At 37.1% G+C, this 16,742-nt stretch carries 16 protein-coding genes; 12 read left to right on the top strand and 4 right to left on the bottom strand.

What is annotated here, in order from left to right; translation table 11 throughout:
* Positions 1-127: 127 nt before the first annotated feature.
* The 4 genes from zurA (at position 128) to prsA1 (ending at position 3,183) form a co-directional block, all read left to right on the top strand.
* On the top strand, positions 128-901 hold the full coding sequence (gene zurA / locus HRK21_RS12940) for a zinc ABC transporter ATP-binding protein ZurA (RefSeq protein ID WP_003738947.1): 774 nt from the start codon (positions 128-130) through the stop codon (positions 899-901).
* A complete protein-coding gene (zurM, locus tag HRK21_RS12935; RefSeq protein WP_070006678.1) occupies positions 876-1,754 on the top strand; it encodes a zinc ABC transporter permease ZurM in 879 nt (292 codons plus the stop codon). Before zurA ends, zurM begins: the two co-directional genes overlap by 26 nt.
* Positions 1,735-2,160: a transcriptional regulator ZurR gene (gene zurR, locus HRK21_RS12930; RefSeq protein ID WP_003721950.1), complete on the top strand. Its 426-nt coding sequence runs from the start codon at positions 1,735-1,737 to the stop codon at positions 2,158-2,160. Before zurM ends, zurR begins: the two co-directional genes overlap by 20 nt.
* 135 nt (positions 2,161-2,295) lie before the next feature.
* Positions 2,296-3,183, top strand: a complete 888-nt coding sequence (prsA1, locus tag HRK21_RS12925; RefSeq protein ID WP_003738945.1) for a post-translocation chaperone PrsA1 — start codon at positions 2,296-2,298, stop codon at positions 3,181-3,183.
* A gap of 81 nt (positions 3,184-3,264) precedes the next feature.
* Here the strand turns inward: prsA1 and HRK21_RS12920 are convergent, their stop codons facing one another.
* The 4 genes from HRK21_RS12920 to HRK21_RS12905 form a co-directional block, all read right to left on the bottom strand.
* Positions 3,265-3,591, bottom strand: coding sequence for an AzlD domain-containing protein (locus HRK21_RS12920; protein WP_069888807.1), 327 nt, complete (start codon positions 3,589-3,591; stop codon positions 3,265-3,267).
* The gene (locus HRK21_RS12915; protein WP_069888808.1) at positions 3,582-4,289 is read right to left on the bottom strand and encodes an AzlC family ABC transporter permease; all 708 of its coding nucleotides are present in this window, start codon (positions 4,287-4,289) and stop codon (positions 3,582-3,584) included. Before HRK21_RS12915 ends, HRK21_RS12920 begins: the two co-directional genes overlap by 10 nt.
* Positions 4,290-4,336: 47 nt before the next feature.
* Positions 4,337-5,431: a flavodoxin-dependent (E)-4-hydroxy-3-methylbut-2-enyl-diphosphate synthase gene (gene ispG / locus HRK21_RS12910; RefSeq protein ID WP_070006761.1), complete on the bottom strand. Its 1,095-nt coding sequence runs from the start codon at positions 5,429-5,431 to the stop codon at positions 4,337-4,339.
* 113 nt (positions 5,432-5,544) lie between these two features.
* Positions 5,545-6,345 carry a DUF1189 domain-containing protein gene (locus tag HRK21_RS12905; protein WP_003738941.1) on the bottom strand — a complete coding sequence of 267 codons (801 nt, stop codon included), beginning with the start codon at positions 6,343-6,345 and terminating at the stop codon, positions 5,545-5,547.
* A gap of 301 nt (positions 6,346-6,646) precedes the next feature.
* Between HRK21_RS12905 and HRK21_RS12900 the strand changes: the two genes are divergently transcribed.
* From HRK21_RS12900 to HRK21_RS12865, 8 genes are all read left to right on the top strand, one after another.
* Complete coding sequence (locus HRK21_RS12900; RefSeq protein ID WP_003738940.1) at positions 6,647-7,255, top strand: superoxide dismutase; 609 nt, start codon at positions 6,647-6,649, stop codon at positions 7,253-7,255.
* Positions 7,256-7,384: 129 nt separating this feature from the next.
* Entirely contained in the window at positions 7,385-9,550 is a 2,166-nt protein-coding gene (locus tag HRK21_RS12895) for a peptidoglycan D,D-transpeptidase FtsI family protein (RefSeq protein WP_003738939.1), read from the top strand.
* A 197-nt stretch (positions 9,551-9,747) separates the two neighbouring features.
* Entirely contained in the window at positions 9,748-10,791 is a 1,044-nt protein-coding gene (locus HRK21_RS12890; protein WP_003738938.1) for an aspartate-semialdehyde dehydrogenase, read from the top strand.
* Between the two features lie 11 nt (positions 10,792-10,802).
* Positions 10,803-12,014 (top strand): aspartate kinase, encoded by a 1,212-nt coding sequence (gene dapG, locus HRK21_RS12885; RefSeq protein ID WP_070006677.1) that lies wholly within the window; start codon positions 10,803-10,805, stop codon positions 12,012-12,014.
* A gap of 14 nt (positions 12,015-12,028) precedes the next feature.
* Positions 12,029-12,910 carry a 4-hydroxy-tetrahydrodipicolinate synthase gene (gene dapA / locus HRK21_RS12880; RefSeq protein ID WP_070006676.1) on the top strand — a complete coding sequence of 294 codons (882 nt, stop codon included), beginning with the start codon at positions 12,029-12,031 and terminating at the stop codon, positions 12,908-12,910.
* 19 nt (positions 12,911-12,929) lie between these two features.
* On the top strand, positions 12,930-14,597 hold the full coding sequence (locus HRK21_RS12875) for a ribonuclease J (RefSeq protein ID WP_003738935.1): 1,668 nt from the start codon (positions 12,930-12,932) through the stop codon (positions 14,595-14,597).
* Between the two features lie 88 nt (positions 14,598-14,685).
* Entirely contained in the window at positions 14,686-16,026 is a 1,341-nt protein-coding gene (locus HRK21_RS12870; protein WP_070006675.1) for a dihydrolipoyl dehydrogenase family protein, read from the top strand.
* A gap of 52 nt (positions 16,027-16,078) precedes the next feature.
* The gene (locus HRK21_RS12865; RefSeq protein WP_070006674.1) at positions 16,079-16,729 is read left to right on the top strand and encodes a hypothetical protein; all 651 of its coding nucleotides are present in this window, start codon (positions 16,079-16,081) and stop codon (positions 16,727-16,729) included.
* Positions 16,730-16,742 lie beyond the last annotated feature (13 nt).

Raw genomic sequence — 16,742 nt, 5'->3', positions numbered from 1 at the left:
ATGCTCCAAGCTTTTCCAGGTTTTTTTGTCTAATTTTTTAATTCGAAGTAATTACGATTTACATTTTCTCTATTATTTTATATACTAGTAAAAGCGGCTAGCAAATGCCGTCAAAGGAGAAACATGAATGAACAAAATCATAGAAGTAAATAATGTAAGCTATCATTATGATAAAGAACATGCCTTAGAAAACATTCATTTTCAAGTGGCAAAAGGCAGTTTTACTGGTTTAATTGGCCCAAATGGTTCAGGTAAATCAACTATGTTAAAACTAATTCTTGGTGTACTCAAAAAACAACAAGGAAGCATCTCCTTATTTGGAGAAAAACAAGCAGATTTCAAAGACTGGGTCAAAATCGGCTTCGTTTCTCAAAAATCGAACGCCTTTAACTCCGCATTCCCAGCCACTGTGAAAGAAGTTGTCGCAAGCGGATTAACAAAGAAAAAAGGCTTATTTAAAACCTTAAATAATAAAGATAAAGAAGCGATCGATTACGCTTTGAAGCGAGTAGAAATGACAGATTATCTGCATCGTAACATCGGTGAGCTCTCTGGCGGCCAACAGCAACGCGTTTTTATTGCACGTGCACTGGTTAGCAGACCAGAACTTTTAATTTTAGATGAACCAACCGTTGGGGTCGATGTTGAAAATGTCAAAGCTTTTTATGAACTTTTAGCCGAATTAAATCGAACAGAAGCAATGACACTTTTGCTCGTGACGCATGATTTGATGGCAGTGAATACGTATGTCAATCATGTTATTAGTATTAATAAGCGTATTATTTTCGATGGTTCCGCACATGAATATCAACATTATTTGGCTGACCGCGAACTTGAAATATTAGCAGAACAGCGTAGAAGGGAGGATGCTTGCCTTGATTGCGACGCTTCTCCAGTATGATTTTATTCGTAATACATTTATAGTAGGACTTGTGATAGGTGTTGTAGCCCCGTTACTTGGAAGTTTTATCGTTGTTAGAAAGCTTTCATTAATGGCAGATGCGCTGAGCCATGTGACGCTAGGCGGGATTGCCGTTAGTTTATTTTTAAGCAAAACTTATTTGCCATTAGCTGCCCTTAATCCGTTATATCTTGGCTTCGGTTTTTCCGTTGTAGGATCTTTATTAATGGAAAAACTTCGTACCGTCTATAAGCATTTTGAGGAACTAGCCATTCCGATTATTATGTCGGCTGGTATGGGTTTCTCTGTAATTTTTATTTCCTTAGCAAATGGCTTTAATACAGATTTGTTTAGTTATTTATTTGGGAGTGTTAGTGCTGTTAGCCGCACGGATATGATTACGATTGTCGTTACCGCGATTATTGTGTTTATCGTTATTTTATCTTTATATAAAGAACTATTTCTGTTATCATTTGATGAAGAATATGCCAAAGTTTCAGGTCTAAAAGCCAAAGTATTCGATGTGATTTTTATGGTATTAGTTGCCCTTGTAATAGCGTCTTCTATGCGCATTGTTGGTATTTTACTTGTATCGTCTTTAATGACACTACCTGTTGCAGCAGCTATTCGTATCGCTAAAGGATTTAAACAAACCATTTTATTATCGATTTTATTTGGTGAAATTACCGTTATCGGTGGTTTATTTACCGCTTATTACTTAAATCTAGCGCCGGGTGGAGCCATCGTTATTATATCCGTGCTATTTTTAATCGTCACCATTTTATATCAAAAAATACGTCAAAAAATCTTAATTTCAAAACGAGGTGAGGAAAATGGGACTTACAGCAACTGAAGCACTCATGAAAATGAAGGAAAAAGGCTATAAACACACAGATAAACGTGAATTTCTAATTAACTTACTAGCGCGTAAAAATAAATATTTGACAGCAAAAGATGTCTTAGAAAATATGAAAGATGATTTCCCAGGAATAAGTTTCGATACAATTTATCGTAATCTCTCTTTATTTGTAGAATTAGGTATTTTTGAAGAAACAGATCTTTCTGGGGAACGAAATTTCCGCTTAGCTTGTACGCATGAACACCATCATCATCACTTTATTTGCATGAAATGTGGGAAAACAAAAGAAATTATGATGTGTCCAATGGATTTTTTAACCGAAGCTTTACCTGGTTACCAAATTGACGGTCATAAATTCGAGGTTTACGGTGAATGTCCAGAATGTTTACAAGCCTCTTAATAGCAAAAAGGTCCGAAATTCGGGCCTTTTTTATTTTATGCTTAATGTTCATAGTTATTTCATATTTGTTTCTTATTCTGGACACTTTTTATCGTTAAAGTAAGAAGTAGCCGAAAGACGAAGGAGAGGAACAGTTTGACAAATTTAAAAAAAGTGATGATTTCTGTAATAGCAGCTACATTACTATTGCTCGCTGGTTGTGGAAGTAGTGCTGTTGTGAAAACAGATGCAGGAAGCGTCACGCAAGATGAACTTTACGAGGCAATGAAAACGACGTATGGAAATGAGGTCGTGCAACAGCTAACGTTTAAAAAAATCTTAGAAGATAAATACACTGTAACAGAAAAAGAAGTAAATGCAGAATACAAGAAATATGAAGAACAATACGGTGACTCATTTGAATCAACGTTATCCTCTAATAATTTAACAAAAACTTCTTTCAAAGAAAATTTAGAGTATAATTTACTTGTTCAAAAAGCAACAGAAGCAAACATGAATGTAAGTGAAAGCAAGCTAAAAACCTACTACAAAACATGGGAACCAGATATTACTGTGCGCCATATTTTAGTAGACGACGAAGCCACCGCGAAAGAAATTCAAACAAAATTAAAAAACGGTGAAAAATTCGCTGATTTAGCTAAAGAATATTCTACAGATACAGCAACTAGTACAAATGGTGGTCTTTTAGATCCATTCGGTCCTGGTGAAATGGACGAAACCTTTGAAAAAGCAGCCTACGCATTAGAAAATAAAGATGATGTAAGTGGCATTGTGAAATCCACCTACGGATACCACTTGATTCAATTAGTGAAGAAAACAGAAAAAGGTACTTACGATAAAGAAAAAGCAAATGTAAAAGCCGCATATATTGAATCACAATTAACCACAGAAAATATGACAGCTGCACTCAAAAAAGAATTAAAAGCTGCTAATATTGATATTAAAGATAGTGATTTAAAAGATGCATTTGCAGATTACACAAGCACATCTTCAACAAGTTCCACAACAACAACTTCTAACTAACGTTACTTCAGATCCACCTATATAAAAAGCCCTTTACTGGTTTTGATTCCCGTCAAAAACACACTCCAGTAAAGGGCTTTTCTATGCAAATAAACGAATCATTGCCATAGAAATGATTCCAATAATAACAATCCACATTAAATTTTTAGTCAAAATGGCTGTTAAAATAGTAGGAAGTGATGCGAGTAAATTCTCTACATTAATTCCTGGAAAACCATTTTCTCTTGTAATTAATAAACTTTGAACGAACAGTGCAGTGAGGATACAGAGGGGGACATAGGATAAATAGCGAATCACTACATCCGGAAGCTGTAATTTACGAACAAAAATAAACGGCAAGACACGCGGTATAAAAGTCACAAGGCCACAACCAACAATCACAAATAGAGTATAGGAACTTAATGCCATCTTTCTAAAATCACTCCCATCAAACATCCGAGTAAGGTTGCAGTTAAAATAGCTAGTTCTGGGGTCATCACACGCATAAAGAGAATTAAAAATATAGCAACTAATATCATGACAAACAAACTCGTACTTATTTTTTTACTTTTATCACTCACTACTTGTAAATATAGCAAGCCGATAAACATTGCAGATAACGCAAAGTCTAAACCAAATTGTTCTGGATTTGGAAGCCAGTTACCAATAAATGCGCCAACAATGCAGGCGCCAATCCATGCTAAGTAGGCAGTCACATTTATCCCGTGCATCCATTTGGCACTAACTGGCTTTTTATTACCAATATGGTTCATCGAAACCCCGAACGTTTCATCCGTCAGAAGGGCGCCAATCCCAATATTATTCCACAAAGAATACTTCTTAAAATGAGGAGCTTCCGCCATACTCATCAAAAAATGCCTTGAATTAATTAAAAAAGTAGTAAAAATAATGGCTGAAATCGGACTTTGTAATAATAACAATCCAGAAATAATAAATTGTGCCGCGCCTGCATAAACAATAATCGCCAGTAGCGTCACTTCTAAAAGGCTTAAATGGGATGCTTTCCCAACAACTCCCGCAGCAATACCAATTCCCGCATAACCAAGCACGGTAGGAAGGCAAGCTTTAACACCATCATAAAAACTAAGCTCATGTTCTTTCTCCATCAAAACTCCCCCTTGAAACAAAAACCTAAATATAATTCGTTCAGGTTCTAAAAATCTATTTTTTTCTTAAAATATTCTTCTGACAACAGATCGATTTCTTTTTTTAATTCATCTACCATAATGGTTTCCGGTACTTTTCGAATGATTTTGCCATGTCTAAAAAGCAATCCTTCTCCATTGGATCCAGCAATTCCAATATCTGCCTCACGAGCTTCCCCAGGACCGTTGACTGCACAGCCTAGAACAGCTACTTTAATTGGAGCTTTAATCGTTGCTATGTATTCCTCCACTTCATTAGCGATACGAATCAAATCAATCTCGATTCGACCACAAGTAGGGCAAGATATAAGTGTTGCGGCATTAAAAGCAAGGCCAAATGATTTTAATACTTCTCTGGCTACTTTTATTTCTTCTACAGGATCAGCGCTAAGAGATACACGTAGGGTGTTCCCGATACCTAAACTAAGGATTGCTCCAAGTCCGGCTGCACTTTTTATCCCTCCAGCAAATTGTGTACCAGATTCTGTAATCCCTAGATGAAGTGGGTAATTAAATGCTCGACTCGCTTTATCATATGCCTCGATTGCTAAATTGACATCGGATGCTTTTAGAGAAACAATGATATCATAAAAATCTAAATCTTCGAGGATTTTGATATGAGCAAGTGCGCTTTCTACCATGCCATCCGCAGTCGGATATCCGTACTTTTGAATGATTTTCTTTTCTAAACTACCAGCATTAACCCCAATACGGATTGGGATATTTTTCGCTTTAGCAGCATTAACCACTTTTTCAACTCGATCACGTCGACCAATATTACCTGGATTAATTCTAATTTTATCAACACCAGCATCAATGGCTTTAAGTGCTAATCGGTAATCAAAATGAATATCTGCTACAAGCGGAATATGAATCCTTTGCTTGATAGCACTAAGGGCATTCGCTGCACGTTCATCCGGACAGGCTACTCGTACAATTTGACAGCCTGCTTCTTCTAATCGGTGAATCTCTGCCACTGTTGCTTCGACATCATGAGTCTTAGTAGTAGTCATACTTTGAATCGTTAATTCCTTATTCCCACCAATAATTAAATTTCCTACTTGGACTGGGCGAGTATGTTCGCGAGATATTCTTTCCTTCAAAGAAATCGCTCCTTTAAGTCTAGTTTTGGTTTTTTTATCATACCATTTTCGTAAAACAAAATCACGTGAATGAAGCAACAAAAAAGCCACTTACACATGCAAGTGGCTAAAGTTTATTTTTCTAAAATCGTTGGTTCGCTTGGAGGAATGGCGCGAATTGCAAGGAAAACAAAAATCATGCTCACGACCATATTAATTTCCATTCCAAAAGGAACAATAATTTGTAAAGCTTCCATAATCATGGTGAAAACTGCTGCTAGAGTAATACTATAAGAAGCAATCATCCAATTTTGTCGGAAGGCGATACCGGTTCTGCCAAATCCAGAAAGAATAAATCCGAAAAGCGCATAGAGTGCCACTCGGAAGAACACTGAACCTAGCGTAAAGATAAAGAGTACCAGTAAAGCGATTGGAATAAAGTACTTCGCTAATGACTCAATCGAATTATATAAATGAACTAAATCTGCTTTATCACTAATTCCGGCGGTATCATAACTAACAGATTGGGAAACGCCAGCTGCAGTAATATAAATACTATCTGAAAGAAAAGCTACGGCACTATCATAAGAAGCAATTTTATTATCTACATCATCTTTATCTAGTGTTCCAGAAGCATCAAAATAAATATGTAGTTCATCTTGATCAATGGAGATTGGTATATTTTTTACATTATCATCCGTTAACACTAATTTACCGTCCGTCACTTTAAAATCTGGAATTTCATTGGTAATGGTTTCTTCGCCAACTTTGAGTGCATTTTTCGTCGTAATGTTCGTAAAGTATGCTAATGGAAGGAATGTCACAAAAGATAAAACAATAATGTACACGATGCTTTTTCTGATTTTATCATTTCGAAACGATGCTATATCCGCAGGGGAGTATAAACTCTTCCAGAAGCGTTTAAAAATATTCATTCTTTTTTCAACACCTCGCCTAATGGTTTAACTTTTGGGTTTCAGGGAAAAAGATACATGTATGTGCAAAAGAACGCATTTTTTCCACCTAAGCTTAATCATAGCTTGAAATGGCTGCAAAATCAATGTTGAAACATCACTGAGCAGAAAAATTGCAAGCATTTCAGGAGCATGGTAGGCTAAATGGTGTAAGAAGAAACTGTTTTTAAGGCTAAGTGTAGTTCTAACGAAATAGGACATGAAACTTTTGCCTTATATGTCATTTCTTTTCACGTAAAAACAATACAAGGAGGAATTTTTAATGACTTACGAATTACCTAAATTACCTTATACTTATGATGCTTTGGAGCCGAATTTTGATAAAGAAACAATGGAAATTCACTATACGAAGCACCACAATACTTATGTAACAAAACTAAACGAAGCGGTTGCTGGTCATCCTGAACTTGCAAGCAAATCTGCGGAGGAGTTAGTAGCTAACTTAGATAGCGTTCCTGAAGATATTCGCGGCGCTGTTCGTAACCACGGTGGCGGTCATGCTAACCATACATTATTCTGGTCTATCCTTAGCCCAAATGGTGGCGGAGCTCCAACAGGTAACTTAAAAGCAGCTATCGAAAGCGAATTCGGTACTTTTGATGAATTTAAAGAAAAATTCAATGCAGCAGCTGCAGCACGTTTTGGTTCTGGCTGGGCTTGGCTAGTAGTTAACAACGGTAAATTAGAAATCGTTTCTACAGCTAACCAAGATTCTCCACTAAGCGATGGCAAAACACCAGTTCTTGGCTTGGATGTTTGGGAACATGCTTACTACCTTAAATTCCAAAACCGTCGTCCTGAATATATCGACACATTTTGGAATGTTATTAACTGGGATGAAGCTAATAAACGCTTTGACGCAGCTAAATAATAATCATAAGACTCACTTCGGTGGGTCTTTTTTAATTTCTAATGAATTTCTAATGAACTTACAGTGGAAAAATGATGTTATTTCAGCTACAATAGGGAAAGGTATTATTGAAAAGTGAGGTAACTATGCGTGAAACTAAATTTTAGAAAAAAGAAAAAAGATTCCACTAAGAAGAAACGCGCCATCATTCCACTACGTTTAAATATTCTATTCTTTATTATTTTTATATTATTTTCTGTATTGATTTTACGACTTGGTATTGTTCAAATCGTCCAAGGGGATACGTACAAACGCCAATTAGAAGAAACAGATAACGTAACAGTTTCCAAAAATGTGCCACGCGGTAGCATTTATGATCGGAATTACAATTTATTAGTTGGTAATTCAGCTGTCAAATCCATTACGTATACACGTAGTCAACAAACAGAAACGGCAGAAACACTTCACGTAGCTCAAACGCTTCAAAAACTAATCACCGTTGAACCAGAAAAGTTAACGGACCGTGATTTAAAAGATTACTGGATTTTAACGCATCAAACCGAATCGTTAAATCGCTTATCCGCGAAAGAACAAGCGCTTGATTCATCCAAAGCATACAAAATTCAAGTAGATAAAGTAACGAAAGAAGATATTGCTAACTTAACGAGCGAAGACCTAAAAGTAGCAACGATTTATAAAAAAATGACCACTGGTTATGCAATGACCGAATCTGTTGTAAAAAATAAAAATGTAACGGATGAAGAGATTGCTCGTGTTAGTGAAAACATGGACAGTTTACCTGGTGTAGATACGACTACCGATTGGAATCGTTACTACACATACGATGAAACATTACGCTCGATTTTAGGTTCTGTTTCTACGGCAAAAGAAGGTTTACCAAAAGATAAGGCAGAGTACTATTTATCTCAAGGATATAGCCGAAATGACCGTGTTGGTAAAAGTTATTTAGAAGCTCAATATGAAAGTGTGCTCGCTGGATCCAAATCTCAGTCTGAAAGTGTACTTGATTCAAAAGGAAACATTATCGAGACTGTCAGCAAGTACGAGGGCTCCAAAGGGAAAGATTTAGTTCTTTCTGTTGATGTCGAGTTCCAAAAAGCAGTAGAAGAAATTCTCCAAAAAAACATCAAGCAAGGGAAACAATATGCTGGTTCAGATTTGTTTGACCGCGCCTTTGTTGTTGCAATGGACCCATATTCTGGAGAAGTTCTTGCACTAGCTGGTCAAAAACTTAATGACAAAGGAGAATTTGAAGATTATTCCCTAGGTACGTTTACAACTGCCTACGCAATGGGTTCCGCTGTCAAAGGTTCTACTATCCTTGGTGGTATTATGGACGGTGCCATTACAAACAAAACCGTTTTCACCGACCAACCAATTGCACTAAAAGGAACTAAAGCAAAGAGTTCTTGGTTCAACAGAACTGGGGCTGGTAATAGACCACTTGATCCTGTAGGAGCTTTAGAAATTTCTTCTAACTCTTATATGTACCAAGTCGCAATGAAAATGGGTGGTGCCAATTATGTACCAAATGGCCCACTTAGAGCACCGCTTAGCACCTTTGATGATATGCGTTATTACTATAACCAATTCGGCCTAGGTGTAAAAACAGGTATTGACCTTCCAGGTGAACAAACTGGGTACAAAGGGGACGACCAAACAATCGGTAAAATTCTCGATTTTGCCATCGGACAATATGACTCTTACACACCATTACAAATGGCTCAATATGTTTCTACGATTGCCAACGGTGGTTCAAGAATCGCACCAAGTATGGTAAAAGAAATTAGAAATCCAAGTACTAATGGGGACTCTGTTGGAACGCTTGCAACAGCAAACGAACCAAAAGTATTAAATAAAATTGGTGTTTCCGAAAGTGATATAAAAACAGTACAACAAGGATTCTATGAAGTAACTCATGGTTCCACTGGTACTGCCAGAACTGTTTTCACATCAAGTGATTACGATGTTGCAGGTAAAACAGGAACAGCGGATGCATTCTATGATGGTCCAAAAGAAGGTAACAAAATGGCCAGCGTTTGGAATACAACATTCGTCGGCTATGCGCCAGTTGAAAAACCAGAAATAGCTATTTCCGTTGTTGTCCCATGGATTTATCGTCCCTATGGTACTGACCAAAAAACAAACATGAAAATTTCCAAAGAAGTATTTGATAAATACTTTGAGCTTAAAAAAGAACGTGCTGAATCGAATAAAGACGAGTCCAAAGTAGAACAACCAATTAATAACAAAGAAGCTGCTGCAAAAGCACAGTCGGAACAAACCGAAAATTAATCAGAAACCACTTTCATTTACGTGAAAGTGGTTTTTTTATTTCAAACTAACAAACAATTTAAAAAAATAGTTGCTAATGCATATAAAAACCTGCGAAATGGCTTTGATTATGGTATGATAAAGTAAGTGTAAAATTAACCAGATTTCTGTTTTTAGGCAGAAATACGAGGATTAAATTGAAGGAGGAATTGTAAACTATGACAAAAAGCTATCATGTCGCAGTTGTAGGTGCCACTGGTGCAGTTGGTACCCAAATGATTGAATTACTAGAAGAGGCGGCGACTTTTAAGATAAAGCAAGTTTCATTCTTGTCTTCTATTCGTTCTGCTGGAAAAAAACTATCTTTCCGCGGGGAAGAAGTAATCATTCAAGAAGCAACACCTGAAAGTTTTGAAGGCGTTGATATTGCTTTATTCAGTGCTGGTGGTTCTGTTTCCAAAGCGCTTGCAAAAGAAGCGGTTAAACGCGGCGCCATTGTCATTGACAACACAAGCGCTTACCGGATGGACCCAACTGTTCCATTAGTCGTTCCAGAAGTGAATGAAAAAGCACTTTTTTCTCATAATGGTATTATTGCTAATCCTAACTGTTCCACTATTCAAATGGTAGCAGCCCTCGAACCGATTCGAGAAGCATTTGGCTTAAATCGTATTATTGTTTCTACTTATCAAGCTGTTTCTGGCTCTGGCGTAAGTGCCATTCAAGAATTAAAAGACGGTAGTAGAGCTGTTTTAGATGGTAAAGAATTCACTCCACAAATCATGCCCGTTAAAGGGGACAAAAAACATTACCCAATCGCTTTTAATGCTTTACCACAAATTGACGTTTTCACAGAGAATGATTATACATATGAAGAAATGAAAATGATCAATGAAACGAAAAAAATCATGGAAGATAATGCTATAAAAGTTTCCGCTACGTGCGTTCGTATTCCAGTAGTTAGCGGCCACTCCGAAAGTGTTTATATTGAAGTGGATAAAGAAGGCGTAACTGCTAATGAAATCCAAAATACGTTAAAAAATGCACCTGGTGTTGTACTTGAAGATGATCCAGCTAATCAAGTATACCCGCAAGCAGTTCAAGCTGCTGGTAAAAAAGAAGTATTTGTTGGTCGTATTCGTGCGGATATAGACGATTCTAAAGGCTTTCACATGTGGATTGTGTCTGACAACCTACTAAAAGGTGCCGCATGGAATTCGATTCAAATAGCTGAAAGTTTAGTCAAACTAGCAATTATTTAGAGGTGTAAGTAATGAAAATTATAGTTCAAAAATTTGGCGGAACATCCGTACAAAATGAAAAATCCCGTCTGATGGCATTCAACCACATCAAGCAAGTACTAAACGAAGGTTATAAAGTAGTTGTTGTCGTTTCGGCAATTGGTAGATACGGGGATCCTTATGCAACAGATACTTTGTTAGAACTTATTGGTGCTAAAAATACCAAGTTAACAGCAAGAGAACAAGATACACTACTATCTGTTGGCGAAACGATTTCCGCATCGGTATTTACCAATATGTTAAAAGAAGCAGATATTAAAGCAGAAGCTTTTTCTGGTGGACAAGCGGGCATCTTTACATCAAATGACCATTTAAATGCTAAAATAACAGAAGTCGACACAACTCGTTTGAAAAATGCATTAGCCGAGCTGGATGTTGCAGTGGTTGCTGGTTTTCAAGGAATTACCGCAAATGGGGATATTACGACACTCGGACGTGGTGGAAGTGATACATCTGCAGCAGCACTTGGGGTTTCGTTGCAAGCTGACTACATTGATATTTTTACAGATGTAGACGGTATGATGACAGCAGATCCTCGGATAGTGGAGCATGCACGTTCACTTCCACGAGTAAGCTATAATGAAGTAAGCAATATGGCTTACCAAGGAGCAAAAGTTATCCATCCACGTGCAGTTGAAATCGCGATGACTGCAAAAATCCCTATGCGGATTCGTTCTACCTATTTGGAAAGCAGTGGAACACTTGTTACTTCGTTAGCCGATGATTCAGGTCATTTTGATGTGAAAGAACGGATGGTAACCGGCGTAGCTCATGTAACCAATTTAACACAAATATCTGTACAAACGGATACAGTAAAAGCACAACAACTAGCTTTTAAAATATTAGCAGATGCAGGAATCAGCCTTGACTTTATTAACATCTCTACCAACTCTGTCATTTTTACGGTGCCAGAGGAAAAATCTCATGTAGTGAAACAACTATTAGAAGACGAGGCCTTAGAAACATCTGTACGACAAGCTTGTGCGAAAGTTTCTATTGTTGGTGCCGGAATCACAGGCGTTCCCGGTGTTACTGCAAAAATCGTTGGCGCATTATCTGAAAAAAACATCCCCATTTTACAGTCGGCGGATAGTCATACTACTATTTGGGTATTAGTAAGAGAAGAGGACTTAATTTCAGCAGTCAATGCCCTTCACGACGTATTTTGTTTGGAAATTAAGTAAGGAGGAAATGAAAGATGGATTTAGGGAAAGTAATTACAGCAATGGTGACACCAATTCACCCAGAAAAAGATAAAGTATGCAAAAAAAGAATTCATCATCTCGTGAACCACTTAATCGAAAATGGCTCAGACGGTTTAGTAATCGCCGGAACAACAGGTGAATCGCCAACTTTGTCGCATGATGAAAAAATGAAATTATTTCGTCAAGTAATCGAAACAAATGACGGACGAGCAAAATTAATTGCTGGGACTGGCTCCAATAATACAGCAGAAACAATCGCGTTTACAAAAGAAGTTGCCACGCTTGGTGGAATTGATGCCGTTTTAATCGTTGCACCATATTACAATAAACCAAATCAAGATGGCTTGTATGCTCATTTTGCTGCGGTTGCGGAAGCTTCTGATTTACCAGTAGTTATTTACAATATTCCTGGTCGTAGCGTGGTTAATATCGAACCAGAAACCATTATTCGCTTAGCAGCATTACCTAATATTGTTGGCGTAAAAGAATCTAGTGGTAATTTAGATAATATTAGTAAAATCATCGCTGAAACTTCAAACGATTTCCAAGTGTACAGTGGGGATGATAGCTTAACTTTACCAATCCTTGCAGTAGGCGGAAACGGCGTTATTTCTGTTGCTAGCCATGTTGTAGGAAATGAAATGCAAGAAATGATTCAAGCATTTGAGCATGGGAAAGTGCAAAAAGCAGCTCAAATCCACCGAGAATTATTGCCACTCATGAACGGCTTATTCTCTGTACCAAACCCAGCACCAACAAAATATTTACTTAATCAACAAGGCATTAGTGTTGGACCTGTAAGACTACCACTTGTAGATTTGAATGCTGAACAAGGAACGAAATTACAAGCTATATTAGAAGGACTTTCTAAATAGTTCAAAGGAGGTCTACGCTTTGACAATAAAAAAAGCGAAAAACATAAAAATCATTCCACTCGGCGGCGTCGATGAAAGTGGCAAAAATTTATATGTAGTAGAAATAGACGAAGATATCTTTATATTAGATGCGGGCTTAATGTTTCCAGAAAATGAATTACTAGGAATCGACATTGTAATCCCTGATTTCAAATATTTAGAAGAAAATAAAGATCGTGTAAAAGCTATTTTCCTAACGCATGGTCACGAAGATGCTATTGGTGCATTGCCATACTTACTTCAAAAAATCAAAGCACCTGTTTACGGGACAGAATTAACAATCGCCCTAGCAAAATCAGCACTTAAAGAGCACCGCAAACTACGCTTCAAGAATTTCCATGTCGTTAATGAAGAAACAACTTTATCCTTTTCAAAAATTGATGTTTCCTTTTTCCGTACAACCCACACTATTCCTGATTCTGTTGGGATTGTTCTTGAAACAAGCGAAGGATCTATTGTTTATACAGGGGATTTCAAATTCGATCAATCAGCGAAGGACGGCTATGCTTCTGATTTAAGCCACATTGCAGAATTTGGCGAAAAAGGGGTACTAGCTTTACTTTCAGATAGTTCAGAGGCTGAGCACCCTGGAACAACGTCTAGCGATAGTTTAATTGAAGAAGAGATTAGACATGCTTTTAGAATGGCAGACGGCAGAATTATCGTCGCTTGTGTAGCTTCTAATTTAATTCGCTTACAACAAGTACTTGATGCTTCTGTTGCAACCAAACGTAAAGTCGCTATTGTTGGTAAAGAACTAGAGCGTGTTTTCGAAATTGCTGGCAGTTTAGGTAAAATCGTTATTGAAGAAGACTTAATTGTTCCGTTAAAAGAACTTAAAAAATATAGCGATGATGAAATTACGATTATTGAAACAGGCAATCTAGGAGAACCAATCCAATCATTACAATTAATGACGAAAGGAAACCATCCACAATTCAACATCAAACCTGGTGATACTGTTTACATTACGACGACGCCATCACCATCTCTTGAAACAATGATGGCGAAAACAATGGATATGCTCTATAAAGCAGGCGCGAAAGTGCTCACTATGAGTAACAATCTATTCATCTCTGGCCATGCAAGCCAAGAAGATTTAAAATTAATGATTAACTTATTAAAACCAAGATATTTTGTTCCAGTTCACGGAGAGTATCGTATGTTAATCAGCCACGCTAAATTAGCTCATGAAGTTGGTATGGCGAAATCAGAAGTATTTATCGTTGGTAAAGGTGAAATTTTAGAATATAAAAATGATAAAATGACAGCCGGCAATCGTGTTTATTCTGGTAATACTTTAATTGATGGACTAGGTGTTGGTGACGTTGGAAACATCGTACTACGCGACCGTAAATTGCTTTCAGAAGACGGTATTTTCATCGTAGTAGTAACACTAAATCGCAAATCAAAAACCATTACTTCAGGTCCTGAAATTATTTCACGCGGCTTTATCTACGTGCGCGAATCAGAACATTTAATTGAAGAGTCTTCCAAAGTTGTCACAAAAATTGTCGAAAAAAATCTTCAAGAAACCGGCTTTGAATGGGCGAAATTAAAACAAGATATCCGCGATCAATTAAATCGCTACTTATTTGAGCAAACAAAACGACGTCCAATGATTTTACCAATTATTATGGAAGTATAGAAGGAACTGCTACACATTCGTGTGTGGCAGTTTTTTTCGTTTGAAAGTGAAATCATCCGGGAAAACAAGCTAGGAAGGAGTGATTTAGATGGTAAAATATACATATGATGTTGTGATAATCGGAAGCGGTGCAAGTGGCACAACAGTAGCTTTTGAGGCACAGGCAGCTGGTTTAAAAGTAGCAGTAGTGGAAGAGCGCAGTTGGGGTGGAACGTGTGTCCTTAGAGGCTGTGACCCTAAAAAAGTTCTCGTTGGTGCAAGCGAAGCAAGAAATCTTTCTACAAGACTTCGTGGCAAAGGCATTAAGCAAGCAGCGACGATTAGCTGGACGGATTTAATGGCATTTAAAGAAACATTTGTCGAGAATGTTCCCGAAAGTCGTTTGGAAAGCTTTCAAGAAGCCGGGATTGAAACATTCTTTGGTGCAGCTAGTTTCCAAGATTCCCATTCCTTGCAAGTCGGCGATGATTTAATCTATGCTGAAAAAATTGTCATCGCAACAGGAGCAACACCAAGCACGTTAAATGTAGAAGGACAAGAATACATTCAAACTAGTGATGATTTCTTATCACTTGGAAAACTCCCTGACTCTGTCGTGTTTATTGGCGGTGGTTATATTTCATTTGAATTTGCTTCCATTGCACTTACAGCAGGGAGAGAAGTGCATATTATCCATCATAATAGTGAACCTCTAAAAAAATTCGATCCTGATTTCGTGGCGGCATTAGTGGCTAATATGAAAGAAGAAGGTATCCATTTCCATTTTGACACAGATATTACGAAAATTGAAAATAAAGGAGAAAAACTACATATTCATGGCAAAGACGGATTTTCATTACAGACTGATTTAATTATTGGAGCAACTGGTAGAAAACCAAACATTGCGCATCTATCATTGGAAAATGCCAACATTGACTACACTAAAAAAGGCATTATTGTTAATGAAAAACTTCAAACCTCTAATAATTCTCATATATACGCATGTGGTGATGTCGCAGCAACAAAAGGTGCACCATTAACACCCGTTGTCAGCATGGAGGCAGCACTTGTTGCTAAAAATGTCATAGGCGGTGATGAAAAAATCATTTATCCAGCGATTCCAAGTGTCGTTTTTACGAGTCCTAAACTTGCAAGCATTGGCATAAGTGCAGAAGAAGCAAAAGCGCATCCAGAGAAATATCAAATTAAAAATCATGACACAACAAATTGGTACACTTATAAACGAACCAATGAACAAATTGCGCTCGCAAAAATTATTGAAGATAGAGAGACCGGACAAATCAAAGGCGCTCATTTTCTTAGTGAAGAAGCGGATTATATGATAAATTATATTGCCATCTTGATGAGAGCAAACCTAACTTTAGCTGATTTACAATCTGTTGTTTTTGCTTATCCATCTCCTGCAAGCGACTTAACTGCTTTGAACTAGAGGCTAAATATGTTATAGTGAGGGAGAAATTCGCATAAAAGGAGCAAATAAGATGGAAATTTGGATTATTGCCGGAATATGTGCTTTCTTAATTTTTATCGCAGGTATCGTAATTTTATTTTTCCCAGCCAGACGGAAGATTGGCGCTATTTTAACTAGTGCAGGGATGTTGTTAATGGTTGGATCTATTATTGGTATTATTGTTAGTTTTTCACATTATCAACAGGTACAGAATGATGTGTTTAATTATTCGTCTAAAGGAACAAGCCAAACAACTCCTGAAGATACAAAGACGTATCAAATAAACTATGAAGATTCCACAGATAATATTAAGAAAAAAATCACCTCTGTAACGGTCGAAAAGAAAAAAACATATTCAACCTCTGAAAGCAAATCAGTGGATGGTAGCATTACTATCGAGCTAGAAATTACCAACAACGCAACTAAAATACTTGAAACCTACCCAAATCAAGGGCAACTAGAAGCAAATAAGATAGAATTAAATGGGGGAGATCCTGTTTTATCTAATTTTGAAACAACTGATATTAAACCTGGTGAAACTGCCAAAGGAAAAATTGTTTTCCCAGTAAATAAATTAGACAAAGTTTCTGATATAACTTGGATTTCTTATAGTTTCCTAAGTTATTTAAATGAATCAACCACACCAATTAATACAGAAACAGGTAAAATAGAACTAAAATAAAAACAATATCCCG

This window comes from Listeria monocytogenes, from assembly GCF_013282665.1.
Classification (GTDB): Bacteria; Bacillota; Bacilli; order Lactobacillales; family Listeriaceae; genus Listeria; species Listeria monocytogenes_C.
The sequence above is the reverse complement of the archived record's forward strand: the minus strand, read 5'-3'. Positions and strand labels throughout refer to the sequence as shown.

Excerpts from the sequence above, each read along its gene's own strand:
- HRK21_RS12865 (WP_070006674.1), top strand. The coding sequence starts at position 16,079 with ATGGAAATTTGGATTATTGCCGGAATATGTGCTTTCTTAATTTTTATC.
- HRK21_RS12905 (WP_003738941.1), bottom strand. The coding sequence starts at position 6,345 with ATGAATATTTTTAAACGCTTCTGGAAGAGTTTATACTCCCCTGCGGAT.
- HRK21_RS12920 (WP_069888807.1), bottom strand. The coding sequence starts at position 3,591 with ATGGCATTAAGTTCCTATACTCTATTTGTGATTGTTGGTTGTGGCCTT.
- HRK21_RS12915 (WP_069888808.1), bottom strand. The coding sequence starts at position 4,289 with ATGGAGAAAGAACATGAGCTTAGTTTTTATGATGGTGTTAAAGCTTGC.
- dapG (WP_070006677.1), top strand. The coding sequence starts at position 10,803 with ATGAAAATTATAGTTCAAAAATTTGGCGGAACATCCGTACAAAATGAA.
- HRK21_RS12900 (WP_003738940.1), top strand. The coding sequence starts at position 6,647 with ATGACTTACGAATTACCTAAATTACCTTATACTTATGATGCTTTGGAG.
- zurR (WP_003721950.1), top strand. The coding sequence starts at position 1,735 with ATGGGACTTACAGCAACTGAAGCACTCATGAAAATGAAGGAAAAAGGC.
- zurA (WP_003738947.1), top strand. The coding sequence starts at position 128 with ATGAACAAAATCATAGAAGTAAATAATGTAAGCTATCATTATGATAAA.
- dapA (WP_070006676.1), top strand. The coding sequence starts at position 12,029 with ATGGATTTAGGGAAAGTAATTACAGCAATGGTGACACCAATTCACCCA.
- HRK21_RS12890 (WP_003738938.1), top strand. The coding sequence starts at position 9,748 with ATGACAAAAAGCTATCATGTCGCAGTTGTAGGTGCCACTGGTGCAGTT.
- HRK21_RS12870 (WP_070006675.1), top strand. The coding sequence starts at position 14,686 with ATGGTAAAATATACATATGATGTTGTGATAATCGGAAGCGGTGCAAGT.